The 12,689-nt window shown below is 58.7% G+C and carries 12 protein-coding genes; 3 read left to right on the top strand and 9 right to left on the bottom strand.

Going from position 1 to position 12,689, the window contains the following annotated elements; all coding sequences use genetic code 11:
* Positions 1 to 125: 125 nt before the first annotated feature.
* From msrQ to L6D63_RS10420, 6 genes are all read right to left on the bottom strand, one after another.
* A complete protein-coding gene (msrQ, locus tag L6D63_RS10395; protein ID WP_047296567.1) occupies positions 126 to 737 on the bottom strand; it encodes a protein-methionine-sulfoxide reductase heme-binding subunit MsrQ in 612 nt (203 codons plus the stop codon).
* Positions 737 to 1,750, bottom strand: coding sequence for a protein-methionine-sulfoxide reductase catalytic subunit MsrP (gene msrP / locus L6D63_RS10400; protein ID WP_131671609.1), 1,014 nt, complete (start codon positions 1,748 to 1,750; stop codon positions 737 to 739). The genes msrQ and msrP overlap by 1 nt, the downstream gene beginning before the upstream one ends.
* Positions 1,751 to 1,813: 63 nt before the next feature.
* Positions 1,814 to 2,671 carry a CDP-diacylglycerol--serine O-phosphatidyltransferase gene (pssA, locus tag L6D63_RS10405; RefSeq protein WP_003228213.1) on the bottom strand — a complete coding sequence of 286 codons (858 nt, stop codon included), beginning with the start codon at positions 2,669 to 2,671 and terminating at the stop codon, positions 1,814 to 1,816.
* Positions 2,672 to 2,818: 147 nt separating this feature from the next.
* Complete coding sequence (ilvC, locus tag L6D63_RS10410) at positions 2,819 to 3,835, bottom strand: ketol-acid reductoisomerase (protein ID WP_007959661.1); 1,017 nt, start codon at positions 3,833 to 3,835, stop codon at positions 2,819 to 2,821.
* A 48-nt stretch (positions 3,836 to 3,883) separates the two neighbouring features.
* Positions 3,884 to 4,375, bottom strand: coding sequence for an acetolactate synthase small subunit (ilvN, locus tag L6D63_RS10415; protein WP_003205610.1), 492 nt, complete (start codon positions 4,373 to 4,375; stop codon positions 3,884 to 3,886).
* A gap of 2 nt (positions 4,376 to 4,377) precedes the next feature.
* A complete protein-coding gene (locus L6D63_RS10420; protein ID WP_041065497.1) occupies positions 4,378 to 6,102 on the bottom strand; it encodes an acetolactate synthase 3 large subunit in 1,725 nt (574 codons plus the stop codon).
* Between the two features lie 398 nt (positions 6,103 to 6,500).
* On the opposite strand from L6D63_RS10420, the gene L6D63_RS10425 reads away from it, so the two are divergent.
* The gene (locus L6D63_RS10425) at positions 6,501 to 6,917 is read left to right on the top strand and encodes a DUF4124 domain-containing protein (RefSeq protein ID WP_131671608.1); all 417 of its coding nucleotides are present in this window, start codon (positions 6,501 to 6,503) and stop codon (positions 6,915 to 6,917) included.
* Between the two features lie 100 nt (positions 6,918 to 7,017).
* On the opposite strand, the gene L6D63_RS10430 is transcribed toward L6D63_RS10425, so the two are convergent.
* From L6D63_RS10430 to mrcB, 3 genes are read right to left on the bottom strand one after another with little or no spacing between them, the layout of a single operon-like run.
* The gene (locus tag L6D63_RS10430) at positions 7,018 to 7,353 is read right to left on the bottom strand and encodes a YqcC family protein (RefSeq protein WP_047296574.1); all 336 of its coding nucleotides are present in this window, start codon (positions 7,351 to 7,353) and stop codon (positions 7,018 to 7,020) included.
* Positions 7,353 to 8,108: a tetratricopeptide repeat protein gene (locus tag L6D63_RS10435; protein ID WP_047296575.1), complete on the bottom strand. Its 756-nt coding sequence runs from the start codon at positions 8,106 to 8,108 to the stop codon at positions 7,353 to 7,355. Before L6D63_RS10435 ends, L6D63_RS10430 begins: the two co-directional genes overlap by 1 nt.
* Positions 8,109 to 8,124: 16 nt before the next feature.
* Positions 8,125 to 10,449 carry a penicillin-binding protein 1B gene (mrcB, locus tag L6D63_RS10440; RefSeq protein ID WP_041065450.1) on the bottom strand — a complete coding sequence of 775 codons (2,325 nt, stop codon included), beginning with the start codon at positions 10,447 to 10,449 and terminating at the stop codon, positions 8,125 to 8,127.
* A gap of 116 nt (positions 10,450 to 10,565) precedes the next feature.
* Between mrcB and L6D63_RS10445 the strand changes: the two genes are divergently transcribed.
* Both L6D63_RS10445 and L6D63_RS10450 read left to right on the top strand, forming a co-directional pair.
* On the top strand, positions 10,566 to 12,122 hold the full coding sequence (locus tag L6D63_RS10445; protein WP_095668314.1) for a bifunctional aminoglycoside phosphotransferase/ATP-binding protein: 1,557 nt from the start codon (positions 10,566 to 10,568) through the stop codon (positions 12,120 to 12,122).
* A 91-nt stretch (positions 12,123 to 12,213) separates the two neighbouring features.
* Complete coding sequence (locus tag L6D63_RS10450; RefSeq protein WP_007963914.1) at positions 12,214 to 12,558, top strand: pentapeptide repeat-containing protein; 345 nt, start codon at positions 12,214 to 12,216, stop codon at positions 12,556 to 12,558.
* Positions 12,559 to 12,689: the final 131 nt, after the last annotated feature.

Raw genomic sequence — 12,689 nt, forward strand, 5'->3', positions numbered from 1 at the left:
TGAAGCGATCTGCCGTCGAAAACTGCGTAACTCGTTGAATCTCAAGGAGTTTTCCGTTTCGACTGCGCCGGAAGTGGGGCGAATTATAGACCTCCAGAATCTGCCGTCAACCGTTAATTTCAGTTTTATTGCAAAACCTGCTTTTTAGCCAATAAACGCGGGATTCGACGGGCAACTGTAGGCACACGCAGCAGTAAAAGCACTGCACCTATAAAGGCATAGATCGCCCACTCCTTGAGATCAGCACGCACGATCCACAACATGTGCAGCAATCCCAGCCCCAGAATCACGTACACCACCCGATGCAATTTCTTCCAGCGCACACCTAAACGACGCTGACTGTAACGATTTGAGGTTACTGCCAGTGCCAACAATCCAAGAAAACCCAGCGTACCCACAATAATGTACGGCCGCTTGCGTAACTCCACACCCAACTGTGACCAGTCGAAACCAAGGATGAACGCCATATAGCTGAACAGGTGCAGAACCACATAGGCAAAACACCAGAGCCCCACCTGACGGCGAACAGCAATCCAGCCCGCCCACCCCGTCAATTTCTGCAACGGCGTCATGCTCAACGTGATCAGCAGGAATACCAGCGTCCCCAGCCCCAGTCGATCAACCAGCACCTTGCCGGGATCCGGACCGAGCAAATCGGCAAACGCCTGATAAAACCAAAACAGTGGCCAGATCGCCGCCGCAATAAAAACGCCTGCACGCCAAAACGGATATCGCATCAGTAGTTCTTCCGCAGATCGAGCCCTGTATATAAAGAAGCGACTTCATCCGAGTAGCCGTTGAACATCTGGGTATCGCGTACATTCGGCTTGAACAAACTGTTCGGCAGACGCCGCTCTCTTGCCTGAGTCCAGCGCGGATGATCGACCGTCGGATTCACGTTGGCATAAAAACCGTATTCATCTGCCGCAATGCTCTGCCAGGTAGTCTTGGGCTGCTCGCTGACGAGACTGATCCGCACAATGGATTTCACACTCTTGAAGCCATACTTCCACGGCACCACCAGACGCAGCGGCGCGCCATTCTGATTGGGCAATTCGCGGCCATACATGCCAACCGCCAGAATCGCCAAGGGATTCATCGCCTCATCCAGACGCAAGCCCTCTACATAAGGCCAGTCGATCAGCGCGAAACCCGAGCGCTGCCCAGGCATGCTCTTGGGATCCTGCAAGGTTTCAAAGCGAATGTACTTGGCGTTAGAGGTCGGCTCGACCTGCTTGAGCAGTGCGGAAATCGGAAAACCAATCCAAGGGATGACCATCGACCACGCCTCAACACAGCGAAGACGATAGATACGCTCCTCTAACTGGTACGGCTTCATGAAGTCTTCCAGCGCGTAACGCCCGGGCTTTACCACCTCTCCATCGACGACCACGCTCCACGGCTCGGTTTTCAGCGAGCCGGCATTGGCTGCGGGATCGCCCTTGTCGGTGCCGAACTCATAGAAGTTGTTGTAATGGGTCGCGTCTTTATAAGGCGTGATCGCCTCATCCTTGACGTTGACTGCCCCCCACTTGGTAGAACGGAGCTTCTCGGCAAACCAGGCAGGCGCCTTGCCTGGCTCGACATCAGCATAGCGCGCCGCGTCCTCGGCACTGGCCCAACGCGGCAGGCTGCTCACGGCGATACCGGCCGCAGTAGCTCCGAGCAATTGACGACGGGAGAGATAAATGGACTCAGGCGTGACATCCGACTCATGGCAGTCGGACGCTTTGGGGATTTTGATCAGCATGGCAACTCCGCAGCTTTGGAGGACAGATGCACCCATAGACTGCGGAGTATGCGGGAAATTACATCACTCGGCGTTTTTGTGCCGACGAAGATGCAACAGGTATTGCACCGGTCCGGAAGCCGCGTAGGCGAGGAACACCAGCAGCAAAATACGCGGTGGATCGCTGAACACCACAGCGAACACCAGTACCACGGCGAGGATCGCCACGAACGGCACGCGCCCCTTCAGATCCAGCTCCTTGAAGCTGTTGTACTTGATGTTGCTGACCATCAGCATGCCGGCAGCCGCCACCATCAGAGCGACCAGGAACGACATCTTCGAACCCTGAATACCGTAATCGCTGAACGCCCAGACAATCCCCGCCACCACGCCTGCCGCCGCCGGGCTGGCCAGACCGATGAAGTAGCGCTTGTCGGCCGTACCGACCTGAGTATTGAAACGCGCAAGACGCAGCGCTGCACCGGCTACATAGATGAAGGCCACCATCCAGCCGACCTTGCCCATGTCGCCCAGCGCCCAGCCGAACGCCAGCAGCGCCGGTGCCACACCGAAGGCAACCATGTCGGACAGCGAGTCATACTCGGCGCCGAATGCACTTTGTGTATTGGTCATGCGCGCCACGCGGCCATCGAGACCATCGAGCACCATGGCCACGAAAATCGCGATCGCGGCAAAGGCAAAATACTTGCTCGCATTCGCAGAATCCCCGGCGCTCAAGGCAGCCTGGGCACTCATCGAGTTGATGATGGAATAAAACCCTGCAAACAGGTTCGCAGTGGTGAACAGGTTCGGCAGCAGATAGATACCACGATGCCGGACTTTACGACCTTCTGCGTCGTGCCCTTCCTCGACATGTTCATCGATGGGCAGCAGGCTTTCGGCGTCAGAAGCCTGGTTCGGCTCTTCGGGACGTTCGCTCATGGACATTACCTTGCAACGGTTTGGAAAGTTTCGACAGGTGTCTGTGACGACGGTTCGGCCACAAACGATGCAGCTTTATACCAGAACCATCGGTTTCAAACGAAAAAACGCGGCCGAGGCCGCGTTTTTCGTACAAGGGACGACGACTTAGTTTTTGGCTTTGTCGACGATCTTGTTGGCACCGATCCACGGCATCATGGAGCGCAGTTGCTCGCCGATGATTTCGATACCGTGAGCGGCGTTGTTACGACGCTTGGCGGTCATCGAAGGGTAGCCGGTTGCGCCTTCGCTGATGAACATTTTGGCGTATTCGCCGTCCTGAATACGTTTCAGGGCGTTGCGCATGGCCTGACGGGATTCGGCGTTGATCACTTCCGGACCCGTCACGTACTCGCCGTATTCCGCGTTGTTGGAGATCGAGTAGTTCATGTTGGCGATACCGCCTTCGTACATGAGGTCAACGATCAGCTTCAGCTCGTGCAGGCACTCGAAGTAGGCCATTTCCGGCGCGTAGCCAGCTTCAACCAGCGTTTCGAAACCGGCCTTCACCAGCTCAACGGTACCGCCGCACAGTACGGCTTGTTCGCCGAACAGGTCGGTTTCGGTCTCGTCCTTGAAGGTGGTTTCGATGATGCCGGTACGACCGCCGCCCACGCCAGCTGCGTAGGACAGCGCAACGTTTTTGGCGTTGCCCGAGGCGTCCTGGTAGATCGCGATCAGGTCAGGGATACCGCCGCCCTTCACGAACTCGGAACGTACGGTGTGGCCCGGAGCTTTCGGCGCGATCATGATCACGTCGAGGTCGGCACGTGGAACAACCTGGTTGTAGTGGATCGCGAAGCCGTGGGAGAAGGCCAGGGTGGCGCCTTTCTTGATGTTCGGCTCGATTTCGTTCTTGTACAGCTGAGACTGGAATTCGTCCGGGGTCAGGATCATGACCAGGTCGGCGCCGGCAACGGCAGCAGCCACGTCGGTCACTTTCAGGCCATGGGCTTCGGCTTTGGCAACAGTGGCCGAACCTTTACGCAGACCGACGGTAACGTCGACACCGGAGTCTTTCAGGTTGCATGCCTGGGCGTGGCCCTGGGAACCGTAACCGATGATGGCAACTTTCTTGCCCTGGATGATCGACAGGTCGCAGTCTTTATCGTAGAAAACTTTCATGAATTTCCCCTATATATCCAGGCCGTTCAGGCCATTCGCTAATTTGGTTTAGATGCTGAGTACTTTGTCGCCGCGGGCAATGCCGGTCACGCCGCTACGGACGGTTTCCAGAATCGATGCGGTGCCGATGGACTGAATGAAGCTGTCGAGCTTGTCGCTGGTACCGGTCAATTGCACGGTATACACGCTGGCGCTGACATCGACGATCTGTCCACGGTAAATATCGGTGGTGCGTTTGATCTCGGCGCGCTGGGCGCCAGTGGCCTTGACCTTGACCAGCATCAGCTCGCGCTCGATGTGAGCGCTTTCCGACAGGTCCACCAGCTTGACCACTTCGATCAGCTTGTTCAGGTTTTTGGTGATCTGCTCGATGATTTCATCGTGGCCGACAGTGGTCAGCGTCAGACGCGACAGGGTCGGGTCTTCGGTTGGCGCCACCGTCAGGCTTTCAATGTTGTAGTTGCGCTGCGAGAACAGGCCGACTACGCGAGACAAAGCGCCGGGTTCGTTTTCCAGAAGCAGGGAAATAATGTGCCGCATGATTAAGTACGCTCCGTCTTGCTCAGCCACATATCGCGCATGGAGCCGTCTTTGATCTGCATCGGATAGACGTGCTCGCTGGTATCGACCGAAATATCGATCACCACCAGACGGTCTTTCATGGCGAACGCCTCTTCCATCTTCGACTTCAAATCCTTCGAATCGGTGATGCGCACGCCGACGTGACCGTAGGCTTCAGCCAGTTTGACGAAGTCAGGCAGCGACTCCATGTAAGAGTGCGAGTGACGGCTGCCATAGCTCATGTCCTGCCACTGACGAACCATCCCCAGAACACCGTTGTTCAGGATGACGATTTTCACCGGCAAGCCATATTGCAGGCAGGTCGACAGTTCCTGGATGTTCATCTGGATGCTGCCTTCGCCGGTAACGCAGGCAACGTCGTCATCCGGGAAGCTCAACTTGATGCCCATGGCCGCCGGGAATCCGAAGCCCATGGTGCCCAGGCCACCGGAGTTGATCCAGCGGTTCGGCTTGTTGAACTTGTAGTACTGCGCCGCGAACATCTGGTGCTGGCCCACGTCGGACGTGATGAAGGCATCGCCTTTGGTCACTTCGCACAGGGTCTCGATCACGGTCTGCGGCTTGATCAGGCTGCCGTCGCCCTTTTCATAAGGGAACAGGCCGCGATCACCGCGCCACTCATCGACTTGCTTCCACCAACTGGCCACAGACTCCTTGTTCGGGGTCTCGCCGATTTCCTTGAGGATCGCGACCATTTCGGTCAGGACACTCTCCACCGGACCAACGATTGGCACGTCGGCCTTGATGGTCTTGGAAATCGAAGCCGGGTCGATATCGATGTGGATGATCTTGGCGTTCGGGCAGAACTTCGCCGCGCCGTTGATCACACGGTCATCGAAACGTGCGCCAACAGCCAGGATCACGTCGGCATGGTGCATCGCCAGGTTGGCGGTGTAGCTGCCGTGCATGCCGAGCATGCCGATGAACTGACGATCAGTACCCGGGAAACCGCCCAGGCCCATCAAGGTGTTGGTCACTGGCAGGTTGAGCATTTTCGCCAGTTCGGTCAGCGGTGCGGAACCGTTGCCCAGAATCACGCCGCCACCGGAATAGAGCACGGGACGCTTGGCCGCCAGGAGCATTTCTGCCGCCTTGCGGATTTGCCCGGAGTGACCGCGAACGGCCGGGCTGTAGGAGCGCAGCTTGGCTTTTTTCGGAAAAACGTATTCGAACTTCTCGGCCGGGTTGGTCATGTCTTTCGGGATATCGACCACGACCGGGCCTGGACGACCGGATTGCGCCAGGTAGAACGCCTTCTTCATGACTTCCGGGATTTCCGAGGCGTGCTTGATCATGAAGCTGTGCTTCACGATTGGCCGGGAGATACCGATCATGTCGGTTTCCTGGAACGCGTCGGTACCGACCATGGTGCTTGGCACCTGACCGGAAATGATCACCATTGGAATCGAATCCATATAGGCGGTGGCAATACCGGTGATGGCGTTTGTGGCGCCTGGACCGGAAGTCACCAATACCACGCCGGCTTTACCGGTGGCACGGGCGTAGCCGTCAGCCATATGGGTCGCCGCTTGTTCGTGACGAACCAGAATGTGGGTCACTTCCGGTTCTTTGAACAGGGCATCGTAAACATGCAGGAGAGCACCACCCGGGTACCCGTAGATATATTTGACGCCTTCGTCACGCAAGAAGCGGACGAGCATCTCACCGCCAGATAAAAGCTCCACGTTGTTCACCTCTAAAACGCCAGAATACCGTCCACAAAAAGGGGCGGGTCTTAATAGGTTTACTTCTCGGCAGAGCATGAGCGACGGTGGTCGCCGACTACGTCAGCACTGACTGAGCAAGTATTGGGATCGTCCCAAGTGTTGCGGGCCTTTCCCACCCAGCGCGAGGTAACGCGTTGCGGGTGTAACAGGTCGACGCGGATAGGCGCCTCATGATCTGCCGAGTGGGTCTGCTTCTGGCAGTCCCTCTACAGCGGACTTTGGATTCTTCTGTTTCGCCCTCTCCAAGTCAAGCCGTCAATGTGCTTAATTGTGGGTAAGCACATGAGAACGCAAGAAAAAACCTGAAAACAGCTACTCTGTTAGCGTCAATTGCGCAATTTTGCCAAGGAATCAGCATGCGAACGCTTCTGTTAACTCTGCTGATCGGCCTCACCCCCTGGTGCTCGGCCGCTCAGATCTACAAATGGGTCGACGCTCAAGGCGTCACGCACTTCGATGCGCAGCCGCCGCAAGGGCTGCCGGCGACGACTGTGCAGACGCCCTCCTCGCCCCCACCGAAACCTGCCGCCATGCCTGGCAGTGGTGCGCTGGGCGATCAGAAAGCCATCGACGACAAGGTGAAGAAACAGGTGGCGGAGCAGCAGGCGCAGCTCAAGGCATTTTGCGAACAGGCACGGACGAACCTGGCGCAATTGCAGAACAATCCGCGTTTGCGGGAGGAAGTGGAGGGACAAGTACGGCGGCTGGATGATGCGCAGCGTCAGGAGCGCATTGTCGAAGCGCAGAAGCAGATTGCGCAGAACTGCGAATAAAAATCTGTAGGAGCTGCCGCAGGCTGCGATCTTTTGATGCTGTTTTCAAAAGCAAGATCAAAAGATCGCAGCCTTCGGCAGCTCCTACAGGGGATCGGCTCTAGCGGGAAGCGGTGATCAGCAGATCGAACTCTTTAAGCAGCACCTGCAACTGGCGATCCTTGCCCTGCAGATTGCGCTGGGCGAAGACCATTTCAGCCATTTCCTGAATGCCCGAGGCATTGGGCAACGGCAAGTCCTGCTCAAGGATCATCTTCATTCGCGGCAGGAAGATCCATTGCAGCCACTGCTCGAAATCCAGCGTGTCGACCGAAAACGGTTCGACACTGCTCAAGGCTTCGGCTGATGGCTGGATCTCATCCCACCAACCCTGCGTGCGCAGTTCACGCTCGATCAGCAGCAATTGATCGGCGATTTTCGGGAAACGGGTGTCCATCAGAGCGAAACCTTGGCCTTTTGACGAGCCAGTGCAGCGCCGGCGGAGTCGCCCTGCTTCTCACGGGACTGCGCGATGATTTCCCACAGGTTGGCTTGCAGATCCGGACGGCCGTTGGCCATGGTCAGCGCGCGACGGGCGAACTGTTCCGCCTGCGGCGCATCACCTTGGGCCATGCGCACCTGCGCCAGACGGTAGAGCACTTGCGGCTCACGCGGAGCTACACGCTGAGCGCGCTCCAGACTGGAAGATGCACCGTTGAGGTCGCCGCCGGCCTGCTGCTGTTGCGCAGTGGTCAGCAAGGCGAGTACCGGACCATCCAGTTGCTCGTCTGCGGACAGACCTCCGCCACTGCTGGCCGAAGGAATGCCGCTCGGCGTCGAAGGCATGCTGTAGCTGCCAGTGTTGATCGGTGCCGACTCGACCGGCGAAGGATTGTACGGACCCGCCGTAATCCCACCGGACGCCGGACCAGGAACGATCGGCGAGGAGCTGATCGGCGCCGATGTCGCAGCACCGCCACCCGGCACCATCACCACCACGCCGGTATCGCCTTGCGGAATGGCCTGGGATTGCGCCTGACCCTGCACTGGACGTTTGACTGTCGTCTTGCGGAAACCGCCGTTGGCCGACAGCCGTTCGCTGTTGGACACGGCTGTGCCGGAGTCCACCACCGGGATCGAACCACGCTGTACGGTAGAGCAGCCGCTGAGCAAAGCCACGGCGGTCACCGCTGGAATCAACCACTTGTTCACTTGAAACCCTCTTTGCTTAATTCATCCAGCCCTTGACCCAATCCATCACCGACTCCGGCGAAGCAGGCGTTTCGCTTGCACACGCGGCACCGGGTGGCGGTTCGCTGCCGCGAATATACGGCATCTGCACGGCTCCCGGACAGTTGGCATCCGAGCCTTGCCCGGTACGCGAATCGACCCACGCCTGAACGATGTTGTCCGGCTGCGGCATATCCAGCGGCAGCGGATCGGCCTTGCGCATGAAACTGGTCCAGACCTGCAGCGCACCGGTCGCCCCGGTGAACGGGGTCTTGCCGTTGTCGTCACGACCGAGCCAGACCACCGCCAGCAGATCCTGACTGAAACCGGCGAACCAACTGTCGCGCGAGTCGTTACTGGTACCGGTCTTGCCGGCCAGCGTCAGGGTCTTGGGCAGCACGTTGTAAACCGAGCTGCCGGTACCTTCACGCATCACCCGCTGCATGGCGTTCTGGATCAGGTAGATGGACGCCGGATCGAAACGCTGCTCGATCTGGAACGGATAACGCTTGAGCGGTTCGCCCTCAGCAGTCAGCACACTGCGAATCCCGCGCATCGGCGTATTGAAACCACCGTTGGCGAGGGTCTGATACATGGTCGCCACTTCGATCGGGGTCATGCCGCCAGCCCCGAGCAACATCGACGGGAACGCCGGGAATTCCCGGGTCACGCCCAGACGCGCAAGGGTCTTGAGCACATTCGGCACACCGACTTCCAGGCCCAGACGCGAGGTCGACAGGTTGTAGGAATGCGCCAGCCCTTGGTAAAGGAAGACTGTGCCGTGAGAGCGACGGTCGTAGTTCTGCGGCTTCCACACCTGACCGTCCGCGCCTTTGATCGACAGCGGATCATCCGACAGCCAACTGGTCAGCGTGTAGTGGCTCGGTTTCTCCAACGCAGTCAGATAGACCGCCGGTTTTACCAGAGAACCGATTGGCCGCACGGCGTCCAGCGCCCGGTTGAAACCGGCGTAACTGGCCTGACGGCTACCAATCATCGCCTGCACTTCGCCAGTCTCCGGGTTGGTCACGACCATCGCCGCTTCCACATCATCGGAGCCTTTGCGTCCAGCCAGACGTTTAAAGGTGTCGTTAACCGACGCTTCGGCTTTCATCTGCAGAATCGGGTCGAAACTGGTGAATATCCGCAAGCCTTCTTCGGTCAAGTCTTCGTCGCGGTAGTCTTCACGCAACTGGCGTTTGACCAGATCGATGAAGCCCGGGAACGAGCTGTCGGCGAGCTTGCCGCGCGTGGTTACACCCAAGGGCATTTTCTTCGCCGCTTCAACCTGTTCGGCAGTCGCCACGCCTTGCTGCTCAAGCACGTCGAGCACCAGGTTACGTCGCTCCAGCGCACGCTCGGGGTTGCGGCGCGGGTTGTAGTAGGACGGGCCCTTGACCATGCCGACCAGCAACGCGACCTGATGCAGCTTCAGCTCGGACAGTGGCTGACCAAAGAAGAACTGGCTGGCCAGACCGAAACCGTGCACGGCACGCTGACCGTCCTGCCCGACAAAGACTTCATTGAGGTAGGCCTCAAGAATTTCCTTCTTGTCGTAGTGCAGCTCCAGCAGCATCGCCATCATCGCTTCGGTGAGCTTGCGGCTCAGACTGCGCTCGTTGGTGAGGTAGAAGTTCTTCACCAACTGCTGGGTCAGCGTGCTGCCGCCCTGGGTCATCTTGCCGCCAGAGGTGTTGACCCAGATCGCCCGGGCAATCGATTTCGGCGACACGCCCCAGTGGCTGTAGTAGTCGCGGTCTTCAACGGCGACCAACGTATCGAGCAAATACGGCGGCACCTGATCGAGCTTGATCAGGATGCGGTCTTCAAGATTTTTCGGGTAAATGCCGCCGATCATCAGCGGCTCGAGCCGCACCACGGACAACTTCCCGCCGTTGAGCCCGGAGAGTTCGGCCACATAGTCGCCAGAGAAACGCACGCGCACCGGCTGCGGTTTCTCCAGGCCTTCATAGAACTGGAAGCCGCGGGTATTCAGATCGACGGTATTGCCACTGACGGCAGCAGCGCCGGGGCCATTGCTCACGGCTTCACGGCGATAGCCCAAGGCGTCGAGTTCGGTGAGGAAATCGTCCTTGCTCAGCTTTTGTCCGACGAACAGCTCGAGCGGACGCGCGTACACCTTCGCCGGAATGGTCCAGCGCTTGCCGGAGAATTTCTCCTGCACCACGGCATCGAGGTAAACGGCGAAGCCGGCCAGCACCACAAGGCCGACCAGACTGAGTTTAATGGCCCAGCCCAGCCACGGCCGCAGGCCCTTGGCAGGTGGTTTTTTCTTGGTACGGGGGGATCGAGTTCGAGTCATGGCGGCGGATTATACGCACTTTATTCATCCTCAACAGGAGCGCTCCGAGGTTTGCGTCAGGCTGGCGAGCGGCCATAATGGCGACCTCGAATTTCCCAGTCTCTGAAGGATCGCCCGTGAGCCAGTCACTGATCGCTGCCCTGCAAAACCCGGCCCTCTACCCGCACCCCGTCGACGGGTTCCAGGTCATCGAAACCCATATCTCGTGGGTGATCCTCACCGGGTCGTTTGCTTATAAAGTGAAGAAGCCGGTGAATTTCGGCTTTCTCGACTTCACCAGCCTCGAAGCGCGCGAGCACTTCTGCGCTGAAGAACTGCGTTTGAATCAGCGCCTGACCGAAGATTTGTATCTGGACGTGTTGCCGGTGACCGGCAGCGTCGAAGCGCCGCAACTGGGCGGCGACGGCCCGGTGATCGAGTATGTGTTGAAGATGCGCCAATTCCCGCAGACCGGCCTGCTCAGCACCCTGCAAGCCAACGGTGAACTGACCACTCAGCACATCGACGAAATGGCCGAGCAGATCGCCAGATTCCACCTCAGTGCGCCAAAAGTCCCGGCCGAACACGACGCTGGTACGCCAGACAGCGTAATGGCCCCGGTGCGCCAGAACTTCGAACAGATCCTGCCGTTCCTCAGCGACAAAAACGACTTGTTGCAACTCGAGGCCCTGCAAGCCTGGGCCGAGAGCAGCTTCGATCGTCTCAAGGCACTGTTCAGCCAGCGCAAGGCCGAGGGTTTCACTCGCGAATGCCACGGCGACATTCACTTGGGCAATGCCACTGTGATCAATGGCAAAGTGGTGATCTTCGACTGCATCGAGTTCAACGAACCGTTCCGCTTCACCGACGTCTGGGCCGACACCGGTTTCCTGGCGATGGACCTGGAAGACCGTGGTCTGAAATCCCTGGCCCGCCGCTTCATCAGCCAATACCTGGAATTGACCGGCGACTATCAAGGCCTGGAAGTGCTGAACTTCTACAAAGCCTATCGCGCGCTGGTTCGCGCCAAAGTCGCGCTGTTCAGCATGCCGGCAGACGCCACGCCGGTGCAGCGCGCCACCACCCTGCGCCAGTACCGCAACTACGCCAACCTGGCGGAAAGCTACAGCACCATTCCTTCGCGTTTCATGGCCATCACCCACGGCGTATCGGCTGTCGGCAAGAGCCACGTGGCCATGCGCCTGGTCGAAGCGCTGGGCGCGATTCGCCTGCGTTCCGACGTCGAGCGCAAGCGTCTGTTCGGCGAGCAGACCGTAGCCAACGACGTGCAGGCCGGGATCTACAGCGCCGACGCCAGCGTAGCCACCTATGCCCGTCTGCATGAGATTGCCGGAGTGATCCTGCACGCCGGTTTCCCGGTGGTGATCGATGCGACCTACCTCAAGCGCGAGCAACGTGACAGCGCGGCGAAAGTCGCCGAGGCGACCGGCACGCCATTCCTGATTCTCGACTGCAACGCTCCGCAAGCCGTGATCGAAAGCTGGCTGGCGATTCGTCAGGCCGACAAGAAGGACCCTTCCGACGCCACGCTGGCGGTCATAGAGGCCCAACAGGCCAGCCGCGAAGCACTGACGCCAGAAGAAATTCTGCGCAGCAAGCGCGTACAGACCAATGAAAGCGGGACCCTCGACACCGTAGTGGCGCAGATTCGTCAGCGCCTGCCAGGCCTGTAAGAAACTATTTCGGCCGTGAAGTCCTCGCTGGCTTCACGGCCGTCAAATAGTGGCACTATACTGGCGTCATAAAACCAACAGGTGATGTGACATGAGCCAGCCGAAACTTCTCGACACCCCGCTTTATGCCCTGCTGCACAAAGACGACATCGCAGGCTTCAACAAGGAACGCCCGAACGACGGCCCGATCGACATGGTCGGTGGCGACTTCCGTGGTCTCGATCTGCGTGAACTGAACGCCGACGGCGTGGATTTCCGCGACGCCTACTTCCGCTCCGCCGATTTGCGCGGCATCGATTTCCGTAATTCATCACTCGAAGGCGCAAGCCTGGCCCATGCGCAGATTTCCGGTGCGTACTTCCCACCGGAACTGAGCGCCGACGAGATCCTGATGTCGATGAATTTTGGTACCCGCCTGCGCTATCGCACCCGCTGATATTTTTATCTTTCTCTGACCCGACGCCTTTCCCGCGTGGGAGCGGGCTTGCTCGCGAAGGCGTGGTGTCAGTCGATACATCCTGCGGCCGACAGGACGCCTCCGCGAGCAAACCCGCTCCCACATTTATT

Source organism: Pseudomonas parakoreensis, from assembly GCF_021602155.1.
In the GTDB taxonomy this organism is placed as follows: Bacteria; Pseudomonadota; Gammaproteobacteria; order Pseudomonadales; family Pseudomonadaceae; genus Aquipseudomonas; species Aquipseudomonas parakoreensis.

Coding starts and splice junctions, on each gene's coding strand:
- msrQ (WP_047296567.1), bottom strand. CDS start 737: ATGCGATATCCGTTTTGGCGTGCAGGCGTTTTTATTGCGGCGGCGATC.
- msrP (WP_131671609.1), bottom strand. CDS start 1,750: ATGCTGATCAAAATCCCCAAAGCGTCCGACTGCCATGAGTCGGATGTC.
- pssA (WP_003228213.1), bottom strand. CDS start 2,671: ATGAGCGAACGTCCCGAAGAGCCGAACCAGGCTTCTGACGCCGAAAGC.
- ilvC (WP_007959661.1), bottom strand. CDS start 3,835: ATGAAAGTTTTCTACGATAAAGACTGCGACCTGTCGATCATCCAGGGC.
- ilvN (WP_003205610.1), bottom strand. CDS start 4,375: ATGCGGCACATTATTTCCCTGCTTCTGGAAAACGAACCCGGCGCTTTG.
- L6D63_RS10425 (WP_131671608.1), top strand. CDS start 6,501: ATGCGAACGCTTCTGTTAACTCTGCTGATCGGCCTCACCCCCTGGTGC.
- L6D63_RS10430 (WP_047296574.1), bottom strand. CDS start 7,353: ATGGACACCCGTTTCCCGAAAATCGCCGATCAATTGCTGCTGATCGAG.
- mrcB (WP_041065450.1), bottom strand. CDS start 10,449: ATGACTCGAACTCGATCCCCCCGTACCAAGAAAAAACCACCTGCCAAG.
- L6D63_RS10450 (WP_007963914.1), top strand. CDS start 12,214: ATGAGCCAGCCGAAACTTCTCGACACCCCGCTTTATGCCCTGCTGCAC.